Here is a 15,542-nt window from a genome sequence, read left to right as displayed (position 1 = left end):
AAAGGAGCGTATAGTGAACTCGCTGTCGGGCCGATTTCTGATCCTGACGACGGTCTTCGTAATGTTGGCCGAGATTTTGATTTTTGTCCCCTCGATTGCGCGGTTTCGCGAAGACTTCCTGTTGAACCGGTTAGAGCGTGCGCAGATCGCTTCGCTGGCCTTGTTGGCTGATGACATGCTGGCCGAGGATCTTGAGGCCGAATTGTTGGTCAACGCGGGCGTGTATAATGTGGTGCTGCGGCGCGATGAAATTCGACAGCTGATGCTGTCCTCGCCTATTCCCGAACAGATCGCCAATACCTATGATCTGCGCGATGCCGGACCGTGGATTTTAATCCGGGACGCCATGTCGCGCCTGTTCACACCTGAAAACGAAGTCATTCGCGTGATTGGTGAGCCGGTCAAAGATGCAGGTCTTCTGATCGAGGTCACGACAGACAGCAAGCCTCTGCGGATGGCGATGACCGATTATGGCCTGCGTATTCTGGGTCTTTCCTTTGTCATTTCAATTATCACCGCGTTTTTCCTGTTCCTTGCCGTGCGCGTTGTTCTGGTGAAGCCGATCAAGGGCGTCGTGGGGTACATGCAGCGCTATGCAAGCGCCCCCGAAGATGCCCGCGGGATCATCTCGCCCAATTCCAAAGTGACCGAGTTGCGCGAAGCTGAAGAGGCGCTGCAGCAGTTACAGACCGAACTGACGCAAGCTTTGAAGCAGCGCGAACGACTGGCGCAGCTGGGTGGTGCTGTGGCCAAGGTCAGTCATGACCTGCGCAACATCCTGACGTCGGCGCAGCTGTTCACTGATCGGATCGAGGCCAGCGATGATCCGCTGGTGCGGCGCATGGCGCCGAAGCTGGTCAACTCGATCACGCGGGCTGTGTCATTGTGTGAAAACACGCTGGCGTTTGGTCGGGCGGAAGAGCCGGCACCGACATTGACAATGGTGCCTTTGCGCGACGTGGCCGAGGATGTTGTGGCAAGTGAAAAGCTCGCCATTGCTGATGCCTGTGTCGAGATTGTGAACGAGGTTCCGAAAGACCTCGTGGCGCGCGCAGATCCCGAACAGATTTTCCGCGTGATGATGAACCTGGTGCGCAACGCGCGTCAGGCGTTGGTGGCGTCCGGAAAGCCGGGCCGAATCACGATTGCCGGCTGCGTACACGACAATGACTGGTGCGTAGAGATCAGGGATAACGGCCCTGGTTTACCCCCGCGAGCGCGCGAAAACCTGTTCACTCCGTTTCAAGGCGGGGTGCGCAAAGGAGGCTCGGGCCTTGGGCTTGCCATCTCGCAAGAATTGGTGCGAGGACATGGTGGCGACTTGGTTCTAACCCAGACCGGACCGGAGGGAACCACCTTTGAAATCAGGCTGCCGCAGGGCGACGTGACTTTTTAAAAGTTTTTTGAAGAATCGGCTTGCACGTCCTCTGACGTGGGTCTACATACCGCCTCACCAACGCGGACCGATAGCTCAGCTGGATAGAGTACTTGACTACGAATCAAGGGGTCGGGGGTTCGAATCCTCCTCGGTCCGCCACTTGGTGATTTATCCAAATTTCGACGAGATACACTAGGTTGCTTAAACCTCTGTGTTTTATGGCTGTAGCCGCGCTGAAGGGTTTTGTTGGATTTTATCCGATCATACCGTTATACTTTCATTAAGTGGTATATTTTGTGGTATTTTCATGGCTGCGCTCAGCGGGAAGCTGACAAAGAAGCTGGTAGAGAATCTTGGCCCGGGTCGGCATGGCGACGGTTCTGGCCTGTACCTTGTTGTCGATCCCTCGGGCGCACGGCGTTGGATCGTGCGCGTAACGGTCAAAGGACAGAAGAACCGAAAGGGTGCACCGCTGCGAACGGACTTCGGTTTGGGCGGCGCTGATGTTGTCTCTTTGAACCAGGCCCGAGAAAGAGCGCTCGAATACAGGCGAATGGCGAAAGCTGGTTTGAACCCGCGTTTCAATGCCCAGCGTGAAATCCCGACCTTCGAAGAACTCTGTCGTCAGGTTCACATCGACCGCTTGCCGACATGGAAGAATGCCAAACATGGCCAGCAATGGCTCAACACTCTGCGCGACTACGCGTTTCCTAAGATCGGACGGATGCCTGTGGACAGCGTTGATCAGCCTGAAGTGCTGATGTGTCTCTCCCCCATCTGGACCGAGAAACACGAAACCGCAAAGCGACTGTCGCAAAGGATCAAGACGGTACTCGATGTGGCGAAGTCCAAGGGTTTCCGCTCGGGCGAGAACCCGGTGACCGCGATCCGCGAAGGCAAGGTGCTGCCTACCGTCAAAGCCAAGGTGCAGCACCACGACGCGATGCCGTGGCAGGAGGTGCCCGCGTTCTACGCCGAATTGCAAACCCGCTCTGCCATGGCTGCCAAGGCGCTGCAGTTTACCATTCTGACCGCCTGCCGAACCTCTGAGGTGCTGGAGATGAAATGGCCCGAGGTGGATGTCGATACGCGTCTTTGGACCATACCTGCGGAGCGCATGAAAGGCGGGCAAGTCCATCGTGTCCCTCTCACTGACGAAATGCTGGCCATTCTGGAGCCGCTGCGTGCGCTGGCCTCTGACTATGTGTTCGAGGGGCAAAGGCGGCATCAGCCCTTGTCGAACATGTCCATGCTGATGTTGCTGCGCAGGATGCGGCAGGATGGTGTAACCGTGCATGGCTTCCGCAGTTCGTTTCGGGACTGGGCGGCGGAGGCGGCAAACGCACCACGCGAACTGGCGGAGGCTGCTTTGGCCCATCAGGTTGGGTCCGATGTGGAGCGGGCCTATGCGCGGTCGGATTTGTTGGAAAGGCGGCGAGAGCTGGTGCAATCATGGTGTGCTTTTGTGGCCCAGAAAGAGCTCTCTTGATTCAATAAAGAAAACTACGGATAAAGAAGAAGTGTCCAATCCCATAACGAGTTTGAAAGACCGTATTGAAGTCGCAAAGAAAATGGCGTCGAACGGTCTTTCACGCGAGATCGCAATGTATGTTCTCGAAGACACTGAGTATCTTAGGTTCGGAGAACTGCACCTTATTGACGGCCAAGAAGTACTAGCAAAGTGTCGGAGCGAAATGGTGCTTCAGGCGTGCGAAGGTGAAGGCTTCTACGTTGAATTAGCTCTTGGAAGAGTTCCGGGACAACTTCGCGATGAGGTGTTCAACTCGCCTCAAGAATACCTAGAAAACATTTTACATCGCTCTTTGTGTGAAACAGAACTCTTTGATGGAGTTTTGTTGGCTTGTACGAAATTACTTCGGCAGGGGGAGAGATCACTTGGCCCGGTTCTTGGAGCATGGTTGGCAGACTATCTGAATGACGAGTTCCAAAGGCCTAAAGCTAAAGGACCGAATCAAATAAAAACATTTTCAGAAACAATACAATATGCCTTGCTGTCGGGTGTCTGGAAGAAGTTGGATTTTTCCTACACGCAATCAAGTCAGCGAAAAAACTTCAGCCTGTGACTACGTTTCTGAAGCATTGCGAGAAGTTGGGAGAATTGCCCTTTCTTATGATGCAGTAGCGAAAATATACTTTGCTGGCATCGAGTCCGACTGAACCTTATTGTTCGTTTCGTTCAAGACCAAGTGTCTGAAAAGCTAATCCACTTTGTTTCATACGACATGGCACACATCGCAAAGTAATTGGGAGCCATCGCAACTGATCCAAGAGGGTTTCAACGATGGCAAACGTCTTCAGTGACGACCGGGTCTATTTCCCAGAAGACCCTGAAATGCAATTGCTGGGAAACCGTGAAAAGCTGGCTCAATGGCGCCACCGCATGTGTGGTCCGGCCTTTATCCGCATCGGTCGACGGATCGCCTATCATGGCGCCGATCTGAACGCCTGGCTGGCAACTCGGCGCACCGATCCCAACAACGAGGCTGCATAATGAAAAACCCCAACTCCAAGCGCGGAGATGGGGCTTTTCCAGTGACATCAACTGCCACCCTAGCAAGTCCAGTTGATGCCACAGGATGCCCCGCGCCGACAAGGCAAAACGAGCGCCGGTTTTACTGGTCGCGTCAGAGCCACTCGGTCGAACGAGTGATCATTCGGAAAGGACGGATCGAGCATGGCTGAAACGTCCTTTCCAAACCGCGCAACCAGAGCTACGCAAGCGGGCCAGACACTGGCCCTCTTCCCGAACCGATCATTGGGAAACCGCTGAGAACTACAAGGGCGAACTCTTTCGCTATAGTATCTACCGCGTCTCTGTCTGCCGGGACGATATCCAATGGCTGTTTCAGCGCCAGAGACCCCAATTTCCGGCCGGGGGAGCGGCCTGGGATACGCTCGGGTATTGTGTGTCCAAATCCGGCCTGACCCGGCTCGTCCGGACGCATATCGGCTGTGACCTACCCGAACTGGATGCATTGCCCGCGCATTTCCAGCGGAGGTGTCGCGATGAGTAGACGCCGATCCCCCAAAGGCAAGCGGTCGGACGAGGGCCAATATGTTCCGCTGCCCTATGCCATGATCAAATCTCCGGCATGGCGGGCGTTGTCAGGACCTGCAGTGAAGCTCTGGCTGGAGCTGCACACCCGCTTCAACGGTAGCAACAATGGTAAGGTGTTTCTGTCGATGAACGAGGCGGCAGATATCCTGGGATTGGGCAAGGCCACAGTTCAGCGCGCTTTCGAGGATCTGCAGGACAAAGGCTTCCTTGTGCTGGAGCAGGAAGGCAATTGGTATCACCGTCGAGCCCACGAATGGCGGTTCACGACCAAGGCGACGCAGACCCGTTCCGGCAAGAAAGCAGCCACCAATGATTGGCGGTTCTGGCAGCCCGAAAAAACAAAACGCGGTTCTGAGACGGACCCGTCAGCATCCTCTGTGGTTCCGTTTGAGAACCCAAAATCCAATGGTTCCAAATCAGAACCCGTCAGGCCGATTTCTCGCAGGTCCATCGGTTCTGAAACGGAACACTAATATAACCACTCCCTGTTACCCGAGGCGGACATGAGCAAGACACAGAAAGACAAAGGCAACGATCAGCAGACAAAGGGCTCCGAGCTTACCGAAGAGGAGACCAATGTGGTTGCCGATCTGAGGGAACGGAAGAGATCACGCGTCCGGGCCCCGGATATCAAGTTGGACTTCGATGAAGACACGCAGGCTCACGGTTGGGCACAAGGGAAAAGACCCAAAAGCGGCTTGTGCTTTGGCGATGCATGAGCTCGGCACCGTTGACTATCGGTTCCTCGAAGGCGTCATGGATCAAGTAGCCATACTCGGACAACAGGACAGTTCGATCTCTGAGACCGCGTCGAACTTCGTGATGTCGGTTGTTGCCGGGGTAAGGCCACAAGACGAGATCGAAGCCATGCTTGCGATCCAAATGGGCGCGATCCATCAGGCCACGATGATGATGGCACGTCGCCTGAACCACGTAAAACTCTCCCGCAACAAGATTCAGCAGAACGGGCGCTCAACAAACTTGCGCGGACCTTCACCAGCCAGGTTGAAACCCTGAAGAGGTACCGCTCCAAGGCAGATCAAACCGTCCGTGTTGAACGCGTTGAAGTCAAAGAAGGTGGTCAGGCGATTGTCGGAAACGTTCAAAACGGGGGGGCGGGGCGATGACAAAAAGTGACGGCAACCTCATGGACCCTACGAAAAGGCTCAGAGATGCGCCCAGATGCCGCGCAAGAGCGAAGTCCACAGGCAAGCGATGTCGAGCGCCCGCCGTTAGAGGTTGGACCGTGTGCCGGGGTCATGGTGCGCGCGGCGGACACGCTGCAGGGCCAAACCATCCGTCATGGAAGCACGGAGGCAGATCGCAAAAGGCCGAAAAAATGCGCAAGACCATCAACGACATAATCCGTACCGATAAGGAGCTACAGAAATTGATCCATTGATTGGGCACTGACTGGTCCCAACACAAAGCAGTCATTCGACCGAACTCGTAGGATGACCGCACCGAGCTCAATGCAGACATATTCTGTCTACGTCGTATTTTATGAGGAGGGCTGCTGTGCGCGTTTAACGGCGTCGATAGACAACGTGGCTGACGCTGCGTTAGAATTCACAATGTTTATTGAATTGCTATTGCGAACAGGCAAACGCGAAATCCGCTGTTGGCTGAGCCAAAGGTTCAGATACTTCTGAAGGCAGGTCTAGACACCATTGAAGAACCGAAGACAGATCATTTCCGGTATAAGTGTTTATTGCGGCGCTAGTCTTGTTGCGCCTGCTCTGTTGTCCTCCAAGGCGAATGCGTCGCAGAAAGTGCTACGTATCATGCGTTGGAAAAATTTTGTCCCAGCATACGAAGCATGGTTCAACGACGAGTTTGTCAAAAAGTGGTCGCGCGAAAACAACACGGAAGTCATGGTATCGAATGTGGGCCTTGGCGAAATTGACCGGCTTGCAGCGGAAGAAGTGAAAGTTGGTGAGGGGCACGATCTGGTGCTCTTTCTGTCACCACGGCCATCGCTGGAAGATTACACGATCGATCACAAAGACATTCACATCGAATGTGAAAAGCGATTTGGCGAAGCTCTTGAATTTGTGCGCCAGAGCATCGTCAATCCGCGCACGGGACGCTACCATGGCTTTGCGGAAAGCTATGCGCCGGCGCTTGTCACATACCGAAGTGACGTCTGGAGCGCGGTGGGAACTATCCCGGACAATTGGGACAGCATCAGAAGGCGGGGCGCGCAGCGAAACTGCTCCACGAAGCTCCTGTGGGACTCAGTTTAGCGCCTGAACATAATGCAGACCACAGCCTTCGGGCACTGATGGCGGCTTTCGGATCGTTTGTTCAGAATGAGGACGGGCGCCCTTCACTGGTCTCCCCAAATACCCTTGAGGTTCTGAAGTTTGGCAAAGCTCTTTATGAAGAAACGATGTCACCGGAAGTCCTCAACTGGACATCGGCATCCAATAACCAAGCGATGTTGTCTGGTGCCGCGAGTTTAACCATTGATACGATGTCTGTGGTGCGAGCAGCAGAGGCAAAACGCTTGCCTGTAGAGCCTTATCTAACGTTGGCAAAATTGCCTGGTGGACCATCCGGGAGGGGTGGCCCCGCGTTTGCCACAAATACGTTTATTATCTGGCGCTTCGCTCGCAACGTCGAAGGCGCCCAAAAATTTCTCCTGGACTACATCGGTTCATTCCCGGATGGCCTTACCAAAAGTGGTTTCCAGAACATGCCAACTTTTCCGGGTGCCGTTCCCGATCTTGGTGACCTGATCCATACCGCTTCCAAAGCAAGCGGACGGTACGACGTTCTCTCAGATGCCCGACACCCTTACAAACCTTGGATTTCCCGGGCACTCCAATGCCGCAACCGACGAGGTGATAAACGTCGTATTATTCCTGAAATGTTTGCGCGCGTGGCGAAGGAATGACGACACCTCAAGAGGCAATGGATCTGGCTGGCGCCGCCATTTCGCCAATATTCGACAAGTGGCGCGAAGCAGGTAAAATTTAACCGGATCACAAAGGTTAGGCTCATGCGCATTCGGAACAAGCTACTTCTTGCTATAACAGTTCCGGTTGCGCTTCTTATTTTGCAAATCCTGCTCGTTAATGTCTTCATTCGCGAATTGCAGCACGCGGTGAATTTCATTTCATCTGCGCATGAGACGATTGAAAACAGCTTCTCCGCAGTTGATCTGGTTACCGATCTGCGCGCCGAATCAAAACAATTGCCTGTCTCCTTTATGACTGATGGCGTTGTACAGAGCGATGATGTCCAACCATTCCGAGTCGGATTCGATCTGCTGAGTGAGCGAGTAAGGGCTATCGGCACGGGCGTTGCGGATCAAAGTGCCAGTGATTCAGAGGCGGCAGTTCTGGCAGCTTTTGACCGCGTCCGTAGCGAGTTGGAAGCAACAACAGCGGCACTGTCGGCGGATGCGGCAGATATGGATACTTTGCTGGAAAGAGCGATATTTCTGGATGCAGCTCTCGCTTCTTTGTCAGGTGCGCTGGAGGAACTCACTGTTGATTTGCGGGCGGATTTACAAATCGCTGTAGACCGCGAGCGGAAATCCACAATCGACCGATCATAGCCGGCATCGCCATTGGCGTTCTTACCGTTGTTATGCTGCTGTTCTTCCTGGCTAGTCGTTGATCGCCATTTTGTTGCACGCTTGAGTAGTTTGAGCCGCTCTATGTTATCCATCGCGAGCGGTGATCTGCGTGCGTATGTGCCCGAATCCAAGGCAAGCGACGAAATCTCCGAAATGGCAAAGGCACTCAAAGTATTCAGGGATACGGCAGTGGAAGTTGAGGAAAAAATCTGCGCCAAGTGGCTGAAGCACGGCAGCGGCTCATCGATGCCATCGAGACCATCGCAGAAGGTTTTCTCTTTATGACAGTGAGGATCGCCTCATCCTGTCCAACCGGCGCTATCAAGATCTTGTACAGCCAAACACTAATGAAGCTCTCAAATCAGGCGCCTTCTTCAAAGATGTCGTTGAGGCGGCAGCGCGATCGGGTCAGATCATTGATGCCGTAGATAGAGAGGAAGGCTGGATCGATGATCGGCTCCACCGTCACAAGGACCCGTCAGGTCCTTTTATTCAACGACACAAGCCGGATCGATGGATAGAGGTGACGGAACACAAAACAAGTGATGGCGGGACCGTCGCAATTTACGCTGACATCACAGAGCAAAAGAATCTGAATTGGCCTTGCTTGAAGCGAAACAGCGCGCCGAGGAGGCTACTGAGCTGGTGTCCCGGAAAACGCGACGCTAGAAGGGTTATCGGCGCAGTTGTCCAAGTACCTTTCACCGCAGATTTACTCTTCTATTTTCAGCGGCCAGCAAACAGTGGAAATAGCGAGTAAGCGAAAGAAACTGTCTGTGTTGTTCGCCGACATTGTTGGCTTCACTGAAACCGCCGACACTCGAGTCCGAAGAGCTCACCAATCTGCTGAACAACTACCTGACGGAAATGTCGCAGATCGCACTCCGCAACGGGGCCACGATCGATAAGTACATCGGTGATGAGATAATGATGTTTTCGGAGATCCCGAAACGCTTGGTGTTCGCAAAGACGCAGCTGCGTGCGTGCGGACCGCGGTCGAAATGCAATTACGAGGAAAGAACTTGAGCGCCATTGGAGGAACTTGGGATCGAAGCCTTTTAGGATGCGGATCGGCGTCAACACAGGTTACTGCACGGTGGGAAACTTCGGCAGCGAAGACCGAATGGACTACACGATCATCGGCAATGAAGTGAACCTTGCCGCTCGGCTTCAAACACTGGCTGAACCAGGGAGAATTGCGATCGCGCATGAGACATTTTCTCTGGTTCGTGACCAGTTCAACGCAACAGAGTCGGAACCTAGGATCGTGAAGGGCTTTGATAAACCGGTTAGAAACTATCTTGTCGATCTGCCTGCTAGCGACGAGGCGGGCGTAGAGCCAATGCACACGATCTCCCGCGACGGTCTAAGTGTAACATTAGAGGTGAAAAAGATTTCACCTGATGACCGCGCTCAAGCGATAAAAGAAATCGAACATCTTCTTATACTGCTGAACCGGAACAACTGACCAAACCAAGAAGGCTTTCGCCAAGCAGAAAACGTTCGCAGAAGAAACCGGAAACCCATTGGCTCCTTATTGTTAACCTCTGAATGTCCGCAGTGAGCCCAAAGCGGTCAAATGTTCAGCAAAGCCCTTGCCGCCGCAGCGAACACGGCATTCGCCTGACAGTAGTAATGACAGTATCGGCATTTTTGACATGAAAATATCAGGTGGTCTGAATGCACAACCAAATATTTGTTGTCAAATTTCAAGCATAAACTCTATGCGTCCATACAGATCAGTCTTTCTAAATCGGATGGCCCTACTCAGGCACTATGTTGTGATTGATCCTGAACAGATTTTTGGATCATAGCTGCCCTTTATTTTCGAAAGCTTCCCGCTGTTTAGGCCGTACGCACCAGCCATATGTTCCGCTTCGTCTTCGGGCATAAAGTTTACATACGCTACCGGTCGCATGAGGCCGCATCTGATCATAAAGTCCTTGCGCCCCGCAATACACTCACCATCCTTGTTTGGGTCTTCCCAACGTGTGTGAACATTCATTATGAAGTGTGCTGATCGTTGCGGATAAGCTGTTGAGTGGGGTTCAATGCGTTCCATTGCGCCACCTACATGCGCTATAAATACTTCGCAAGCAGGGTCGGGCAGGCTGAAACCGCCTCGAAGTCCTGTGATTGCTTCCGAGGAAAGCGCGTCGAAATCATGGCTTTTCCAATAGTTCCGAGCGCCCGGTGTAAGCAAAGGTCGAATGCTGCTTGCCAGTCTACAAACTTGAGGTGAGATAACGTCGGCTATTGGTTCTCAAGCGCGCGCAAAGCCGACATTGCTATTTCACCTCGTTCATAGGGCCGCTGTAGCAAGCCGCGAAGATTAGCACCTCTCTCCCATGCCACTCTTCTGGTAGGAACGGAGAGGAGGAGCTTTTCGCATCACGCACCAGACGGTCAGCTCATCGGGTGAATCATCTGCAATGGCTGCGAATTCTGCAAGCAACTCTGGCGCCTTTTCGATTGGGTGAACGATCAGGCCGGACAGAACATCGGGCCCAAGATCATGCAACTGAAACTCGAATGAGGTCACGACGCCGAAATTGCCGCCTCCACCTCGGATGGCCCAGAAGAGCTCCGGGTGGCTTGTGGGCGAGGCGCTGACTATCGCCCCATCTGCCGTGACAACTTCTGCCGACAGAAGATTGTCGATCGTCATTCCGAACTTCCGCGTCGTCCACCCAAAGCCACCACCAAGAGTCAGACCAGCGATACCAGTTGTCGAATTGATGCCGACAGGGACAGCAAGCCCATGAGCCTGGGTTTCGCGATCTACATCGCCAAGCAATGCACCCGGAGCAACCCGAGCAGTCTTGTTGACAGGGTCCACGTGTACCGATTGCATCTGGGACAGATCGAGCAATACTGCCTCGTCAGCAACGGCGTGCCCTGCAATTTGATGCCCACCTGATCGGACTGACATTATGAGGTTGGCGTCTCTAACAAAGTTTACAGCTTTCTGTACGTCGCTCGCCCCCATCGCGCGGATCACGAACCCAGGGTGACGTTCGAACATGCTGTTCCATGTTGTTCTTGCGCCTTCATATTCCGGAGTGCCCTGTAAGTAGACGCCTCCGCGAAGCGAGGAGTTAAGCGCATCCAAAGCGTCTTGACCCACAGTTGCCGTGTTTCCGTCGAGTGTTTTTATGTCGTACATGCATAAGCCTCCCTGTTTTCAGGTCAGGCTTCTTGCGCGGCTGCCTCATGTAGTTGTGACTTCCGACGCGTTGCCCCGCAGAGGAATCGCCTCGGTTTAGGTGTTTGAACTGCGAATATTCAGGCGAATATTCCGGGATCTATCTGATCCACGGGTGTTATGACATCGGCTGGGATGTTAAGGCGCTCGGCCGCCTTTCTGAGACTTTCCTCGTCGGGGCCTCATACAGGCAGTATGTTTTGCGCTTGTCTGCGCTGAGGAACGAGAAAATCCACTCGACCCCGACTTCGTCATTGATCTCTTTGATGTGAATTTTGTCGTCGTCGCTGACGTTCAGCTGCTCGGCAAAATTTCTCTCAATTATGTACCTTGGCATAATGCTCCCCCAAGCATGTAAATGACTTTAAACAGCTACTCCCTCGAGCTTTGACCTAAGGAAAACCATACTCAATTGCTGTGAAATTGCCAACGCTTCCTTCTAGTTGAAACGCTAGTTTCAAATCATTCGTGCGGCCCCGTTGCCTTAGCGCGGATGCATACGCTGCCTTGCTGTGCGCAATCCACGGAGGACACTTCATACGCGTGTCTATTTCGATCGCCTTATGGAACATCCTCTCAGCGGCGTCCCAGTTTTTCAGCACCGCTGCCAGATTGCCCAGACGTCTTGCAGCCGCCCCGGCGCAAACTGTTGTGGCCCCAGCGGTGATCGTTAGCTCTTCGTATGGGGTCAGCATTTCATAGAGGGTCTCAGCATGTCCCAGATGCTCGACTGCGACACAAATGTCAGCAAGATAAGACAAAGTAGTTGAAAACATAGCATCAAGGGGAAGATCGAAGCCAGTCTCTGCCATTTCATTCAGTATGCGTTCAGCTGGTTCCTTGTATCCCAACTCGGCGGCAATAAGGCCAAATCCCGGTTTCCAAGAAATGTCTTCCGGGCTATCCGTCATCAGCTTCTTGATCACCGGTGCAACTTCGTGCAGCCGGTTTTGCTCGCGGCGAATGGTAAACATCTGAACACCGAAGACGCCCTCAACATGTTCTCCATGTGTCTTTCGACCGATTTTCACCGCTTCGTTGGCATGCATCTCCGCCTGCTCAAAATCGCCATCCATAATTGCAACCATGGCGCGTGCGTGTTTCTGAACCCAGTAGAGTTGCAGATGGTTGTCCTTTTCCGAAATCTCCGTCAGCAGATCGAGTGAATGATCCATCAAGTCGCGGTCGGCCATTTCGGCCCCGACAAAAAGACTAAGTGTCCGGTCCCGACCCTGATCAATACTCCCTAGGTTTTCGGCCGCTCGATGCATTGCATCAAGATTTTCACGCCAATGACGTGCCTCTCTGCCTTTGCGCGCGACGAATGGCGCCCCAAAATGCATCATCATCACTGAGAATTGGGATTTATAGTCCCCCAGTTTCGCGGCCAGTTCCATTGATTGCTGACCAAAGCGTGCGCCTTCAGAAAACTGGCCGACAAACATATGTGCCCGTGCAAGTTGGCTCATCAATCTGCACTGCCGTACTTCGTCATCGTCGGGAAGGTCGTTCAGAGCTCTAACACAAAGCTCAATGGCTTCGCCGTGTCTCTTACTCGACATCATACACGAGTCCGCAAAATGGTTCGCAGCATCAGCAGCGAGCGCCACATCGTGTATTCCGCGGGCGGCGTCCGAGGCCTCTTTCAAAGCCGCTATCCCCTCTGGCAACTGACCCAGGCTGTCATGGCTGCGACCAATCAGGATTTTGGCTTTGATCGTTTCGACACCGTTGTCAGATCTAAGATTTTCGGCCGCTTTGAGTGTTTCCCTAGCGTTGACCATCGCCTCTTGGCTGGCGGATCTCGCCAATGCCATTTCAGTTGCCGTCTGCCATTTGTCGAACGCAGCACGCCATTCTTCGGCCTCTGAAAGATGGCGGGCAACCAACTCAGGCCGACGTTCAATCTCTGCTGACCGCAACTGCATCAATGCACGGGCCACGTTTGCGTGTTGTTGTCTGCGGGTTGAGCCCAGCATGGATTGATAGGCGGTATCCCGAATAAGGGCATGACGGAAAACGAAATACCCTCGATTGTGCCCGCTTTCAAAGATCAAACCCGTTCGAGACAGCTCTTCTATACGAGATTGAATTTCCGCACTCGCAAGACCTATTGCAGAAGCCAGCAAGCTAGGCTCGAACTCCCGTCCAATGACGGCTCCTGTTAACGCGACTTGTTTAGCCTCTGGTGAGACCGCGTCAAGACGTGCCATCAGTGTGCCTTTCAAAGACGCGGGTATGTGGACTTGCCCGTGTTCACCCGCCTCAACAATCGCCCGGGCCAGTTCTTCGACGAACAAAGGCACGCCGTCCGTCTTCTCAATGATTGTGGCAATCAGAGCATCGTCGGGTGCTTTTCCGGTAACATTGCGAACTAGGTTCGAGACATGGGTCGTATCAAACCGACGCAGTTGGAGCGTATGTACGTGCGCTTCCCGTCATCATGGGCAAGTTCCCAGCCAGGCCTGTGGGTAATCAAAATCATTAAAGGTAGATCTCCGCAAATTGCTTTGAAGCGATCCAAGAGCTTGGGTGGAAGGATCAATCCAATGCGCGTCCTCAACACAAAGAATAACAGGACGCGTGCTTGCGCGGACCTGAACCGTGTGGATTAACGTCTGAATCGTGAGGTCACGTTGCTCCTGCGGAGACATATCGAGAACGCTTCGGGCAAGAGCACTGTGAGGCGCAACCAGTGCGGCAAAGACGGGCAGAACCTTTTCCCATTCCAAGCCCTCTCGGCTTTCCAACATTTTTTTAACAAGGTCGAGAATTTGGTCGTCATCAAAATCTGTCCCCACACCAGCATCCTGAAATCCTCTGGGCGACAGGGTGGAACGGGCTACTGGTAAGGTAAGGAGAGCAGTTCAGCCTGATAATATCAGCTTCGCTAGTCGCTACAGCATTAGCGAGAAACTCTTCCGCCAATCGCGATTTACCGATCCCAGCTTCACCGGCAAGCAGAACAACCTCTCCCTGACTGTTCTGCGCACGCAGCCATGATTGTAAAGGATACCTTTTTCGTAGTCGCGACCAATCATGACGCTGCCACTTTCGTCCCTGTATGAAGCTCGAAACCGGCTTTCCGCGCTGTGTTCAGATACGACAGTCAAAAGGGTCCGTGGTTCTTTGAAACCTTTCAGTTCGGTTTGTCAAGAGACGTAAACTCAAATAGCCGATGTAAAGTTTCTTCGGTCTCCTCAGCAGATAAAACAACTGAGTTAGGTTCTGCGTGTTCCTGAAGCCGCGCTGCCAGATTGACAATTGGCCCCGTCATGGCTCCTTCTTCGTAGGTGTTTTCACCGATCGTATCGCCAACTACCACTTCCCCACTCGCGATACCTAACCTGGCTGACAAACGCTCACCGTCGGGTGTTTCAAGCTCGCTGACCCGCCGAACGGCCTCAAGACCAGCCTTTACAGCGCGAACTGCATGATCTTCATAGGCTGTCGGCCAGCCAAAAACACCAGGAGGCCGTCGCCCAAATACTTCGAGACGTAGCCGCCATACTTGCTAACTGCACCTGCAACGGCATCCTGATAGCTCTGCAGCAGTTCGCGCATGTCTTCGGGGTCAAACCGGTTAGTCATCTCAGTTGAGGAGACGAGATCAGCAAACAAAACTGTTAAGTGACGCCTCTCTGCGATCGCTAATGAAGCAGGCTTCTTTGCGGATAAGATCACGCCTTGCGATCCATCCGAAATGGGAACCCGGCCGACTTCGTCTGCATACGTGTCTACGGCTTGTGGCGATTGAGACGAGTGCTTTTGGCCAGTCAATTCCTGAACCGCTGCCAAGATGATTTTTCGATGGCCCAGACTAACCCCAAGCTCTTTAAGGTCGTCGTTTGACAGCAATGGCAGTACACGCGCGTCGATATCATGCTGTGCAAAAGCGCCTGAGTATTGACCCAGTTCGAGATCGTTCAGCCATTTGTCGATTTCAACCGTCATAACGGGATCATGCTGAGATACGGGACGCTAATCAAGAAAACGCAGTAAATACGGGCTGATTTTTGGCGGCCAAACGTCTGCATTGCCTTTGACAGAAATGACACCTGCTGATCCAACTCTTTTCAGAATGCAGTGGTTTATTGCAGGTAGATCTCCCTTAGCGTGCATTTGCTGCGCTGCCGCGAAAGGCAACTTTGTCCGCTTAGCGGTCATTGACCTACCGCGCAGCGAATGGCTGCTTCGAGCCCAATTCGGACGTTTAGATGCAGCACAAAACCATATACTGTTGAGCGCAATACATTGAATGTGACTTCAACTGGAAACACGAATAACGCCATGT

At 53.1% G+C, this 15,542-nt stretch carries 20 protein-coding genes, 1 tRNA gene and 1 pseudogene; 14 read left to right on the top strand and 8 right to left on the bottom strand.

Going from position 1 to position 15,542, the window contains the following annotated elements:
* Positions 1–10 precede the first annotated feature (10 nt).
* From ACR3EP_RS11720 to ACR3EP_RS11655, 14 genes are all read left to right on the top strand, one after another.
* On the top strand, positions 11–1,396 hold the full coding sequence (locus ACR3EP_RS11720) for a sensor histidine kinase (protein ID WP_170378612.1): 1,386 nt from the start codon (positions 11–13) through the stop codon (positions 1,394–1,396).
* 64 nt (positions 1,397–1,460) lie between these two features.
* A tRNA-Arg gene (locus tag ACR3EP_RS11715) sits at positions 1,461–1,537 on the top strand.
* A gap of 148 nt (positions 1,538–1,685) precedes the next feature.
* Positions 1,686–2,867 (top strand): tyrosine-type recombinase/integrase, encoded by a 1,182-nt coding sequence (locus ACR3EP_RS11710; protein WP_480637962.1) that lies wholly within the window; start codon positions 1,686–1,688, stop codon positions 2,865–2,867.
* Positions 2,785–3,462 (top strand): hypothetical protein, encoded by a 678-nt coding sequence (locus ACR3EP_RS11705; protein ID WP_480639047.1) that lies wholly within the window; start codon positions 2,785–2,787, stop codon positions 3,460–3,462. The genes ACR3EP_RS11710 and ACR3EP_RS11705 overlap by 83 nt, the downstream gene beginning before the upstream one ends.
* Before the next feature lie 218 nt (positions 3,463–3,680).
* The gene (locus tag ACR3EP_RS11700; RefSeq protein WP_480637960.1) at positions 3,681–3,890 is read left to right on the top strand and encodes a MerR family transcriptional regulator; all 210 of its coding nucleotides are present in this window, start codon (positions 3,681–3,683) and stop codon (positions 3,888–3,890) included.
* Between the two features lie 515 nt (positions 3,891–4,405).
* The gene (locus ACR3EP_RS11695) at positions 4,406–4,930 is read left to right on the top strand and encodes a MarR family transcriptional regulator (protein ID WP_480637958.1); all 525 of its coding nucleotides are present in this window, start codon (positions 4,406–4,408) and stop codon (positions 4,928–4,930) included.
* Positions 4,931–4,960: 30 nt separating this feature from the next.
* Positions 4,961–5,176, top strand: a complete 216-nt coding sequence (locus ACR3EP_RS11690) for a hypothetical protein (RefSeq protein ID WP_480637956.1) — start codon at positions 4,961–4,963, stop codon at positions 5,174–5,176.
* A gap of 37 nt (positions 5,177–5,213) precedes the next feature.
* On the top strand, positions 5,214–5,474 hold the full coding sequence (locus ACR3EP_RS11685) for a hypothetical protein (RefSeq protein WP_480637954.1): 261 nt from the start codon (positions 5,214–5,216) through the stop codon (positions 5,472–5,474).
* A gap of 767 nt (positions 5,475–6,241) precedes the next feature.
* Positions 6,242–6,703 carry a hypothetical protein gene (locus tag ACR3EP_RS11680; RefSeq protein WP_480637953.1) on the top strand — a complete coding sequence of 154 codons (462 nt, stop codon included), beginning with the start codon at positions 6,242–6,244 and terminating at the stop codon, positions 6,701–6,703.
* Positions 6,688–7,356 (top strand): hypothetical protein, encoded by a 669-nt coding sequence (locus ACR3EP_RS11675; RefSeq protein ID WP_480637951.1) that lies wholly within the window; start codon positions 6,688–6,690, stop codon positions 7,354–7,356. The genes ACR3EP_RS11680 and ACR3EP_RS11675 overlap by 16 nt, the downstream gene beginning before the upstream one ends.
* A gap of 105 nt (positions 7,357–7,461) precedes the next feature.
* Complete coding sequence (locus ACR3EP_RS11670) at positions 7,462–8,022, top strand: hypothetical protein (RefSeq protein ID WP_480637949.1); 561 nt, start codon at positions 7,462–7,464, stop codon at positions 8,020–8,022.
* 12 nt (positions 8,023–8,034) lie between these two features.
* On the top strand, positions 8,035–8,328 hold the full coding sequence (locus ACR3EP_RS11665; protein ID WP_480637947.1) for a HAMP domain-containing protein: 294 nt from the start codon (positions 8,035–8,037) through the stop codon (positions 8,326–8,328).
* Positions 8,329–8,344: 16 nt separating this feature from the next.
* Positions 8,345–8,803 (top strand): PAS-domain containing protein, encoded by a 459-nt coding sequence (locus ACR3EP_RS11660; RefSeq protein WP_480639023.1) that lies wholly within the window; start codon positions 8,345–8,347, stop codon positions 8,801–8,803.
* Positions 8,804–9,106: 303 nt separating this feature from the next.
* Positions 9,107–9,511, top strand: coding sequence for an adenylate/guanylate cyclase domain-containing protein (locus tag ACR3EP_RS11655; RefSeq protein ID WP_480637945.1), 405 nt, complete (start codon positions 9,107–9,109; stop codon positions 9,509–9,511).
* 306 nt (positions 9,512–9,817) lie between these two features.
* Here the strand turns inward: ACR3EP_RS11655 and ACR3EP_RS11650 are convergent, their stop codons facing one another.
* From ACR3EP_RS11650 to ACR3EP_RS11615, 8 genes and pseudogenes are all read right to left on the bottom strand, one after another.
* Positions 9,818–9,910: a hypothetical protein gene (locus ACR3EP_RS11650; RefSeq protein WP_480639022.1), complete on the bottom strand. Its 93-nt coding sequence runs from the start codon at positions 9,908–9,910 to the stop codon at positions 9,818–9,820.
* Between the two features lie 465 nt (positions 9,911–10,375).
* Complete coding sequence (locus tag ACR3EP_RS11645; protein WP_480637943.1) at positions 10,376–11,209, bottom strand: FAD-binding oxidoreductase; 834 nt, start codon at positions 11,207–11,209, stop codon at positions 10,376–10,378.
* A 157-nt stretch (positions 11,210–11,366) separates the two neighbouring features.
* Entirely contained in the window at positions 11,367–11,585 is a 219-nt protein-coding gene (locus ACR3EP_RS11640) for a nickel-binding protein (RefSeq protein ID WP_480637942.1), read from the bottom strand.
* 55 nt (positions 11,586–11,640) lie between these two features.
* Positions 11,641–13,548: an ATP-binding protein gene (locus ACR3EP_RS11635; protein WP_480637940.1), complete on the bottom strand. Its 1,908-nt coding sequence runs from the start codon at positions 13,546–13,548 to the stop codon at positions 11,641–11,643.
* 141 nt (positions 13,549–13,689) lie between these two features.
* Positions 13,690–14,049: a hypothetical protein gene (locus ACR3EP_RS11630; RefSeq protein ID WP_480637938.1), complete on the bottom strand. Its 360-nt coding sequence runs from the start codon at positions 14,047–14,049 to the stop codon at positions 13,690–13,692.
* Positions 14,033–14,245 (bottom strand): AAA family ATPase, encoded by a 213-nt coding sequence (locus ACR3EP_RS11625; RefSeq protein ID WP_480639021.1) that lies wholly within the window; start codon positions 14,243–14,245, stop codon positions 14,033–14,035. The genes ACR3EP_RS11630 and ACR3EP_RS11625 overlap by 17 nt, the downstream gene beginning before the upstream one ends.
* Before the next feature lie 142 nt (positions 14,246–14,387).
* A pseudogene (locus ACR3EP_RS11620) lies at positions 14,388–14,654 on the bottom strand (adenylate/guanylate cyclase domain-containing protein); the annotation flags it as partial.
* Positions 14,655–14,665: 11 nt separating this feature from the next.
* Positions 14,666–15,202 carry a hypothetical protein gene (locus tag ACR3EP_RS11615; protein WP_480637937.1) on the bottom strand — a complete coding sequence of 179 codons (537 nt, stop codon included), beginning with the start codon at positions 15,200–15,202 and terminating at the stop codon, positions 14,666–14,668.
* Between the last annotated feature and the right edge of the window lie 340 nt (positions 15,203–15,542).

The organism is Ruegeria sp. BB10 (genome assembly GCF_056535725.1).
This window is presented reverse-complemented; position numbering and strand designations above follow the sequence as displayed.

Coding starts and splice junctions, on each gene's coding strand:
- ACR3EP_RS11655 (WP_480637945.1), top strand. CDS start 9,107: ATGCGGATCGGCGTCAACACAGGTTACTGCACGGTGGGAAACTTCGGC.
- ACR3EP_RS11685 (WP_480637954.1), top strand. CDS start 5,214: ATGGATCAAGTAGCCATACTCGGACAACAGGACAGTTCGATCTCTGAG.
- ACR3EP_RS11670 (WP_480637949.1), top strand. CDS start 7,462: ATGCGCATTCGGAACAAGCTACTTCTTGCTATAACAGTTCCGGTTGCG.
- ACR3EP_RS11640 (WP_480637942.1), bottom strand. CDS start 11,585: ATGCCAAGGTACATAATTGAGAGAAATTTTGCCGAGCAGCTGAACGTC.
- ACR3EP_RS11710 (WP_480637962.1), top strand. CDS start 1,686: ATGGCTGCGCTCAGCGGGAAGCTGACAAAGAAGCTGGTAGAGAATCTT.
- ACR3EP_RS11680 (WP_480637953.1), top strand. CDS start 6,242: ATGCGTTGGAAAAATTTTGTCCCAGCATACGAAGCATGGTTCAACGAC.
- ACR3EP_RS11695 (WP_480637958.1), top strand. CDS start 4,406: ATGAGTAGACGCCGATCCCCCAAAGGCAAGCGGTCGGACGAGGGCCAA.
- ACR3EP_RS11650 (WP_480639022.1), bottom strand. CDS start 9,910: ATGGCTGGTGCGTACGGCCTAAACAGCGGGAAGCTTTCGAAAATAAAG.
- ACR3EP_RS11645 (WP_480637943.1), bottom strand. CDS start 11,209: ATGTACGACATAAAAACACTCGACGGAAACACGGCAACTGTGGGTCAA.
- ACR3EP_RS11705 (WP_480639047.1), top strand. CDS start 2,785: ATGCGCGGTCGGATTTGTTGGAAAGGCGGCGAGAGCTGGTGCAATCAT.
- ACR3EP_RS11615 (WP_480637937.1), bottom strand. CDS start 15,202: ATGACGGTTGAAATCGACAAATGGCTGAACGATCTCGAACTGGGTCAA.
- ACR3EP_RS11690 (WP_480637956.1), top strand. CDS start 4,961: ATGAGCAAGACACAGAAAGACAAAGGCAACGATCAGCAGACAAAGGGC.
- ACR3EP_RS11700 (WP_480637960.1), top strand. CDS start 3,681: ATGGCAAACGTCTTCAGTGACGACCGGGTCTATTTCCCAGAAGACCCT.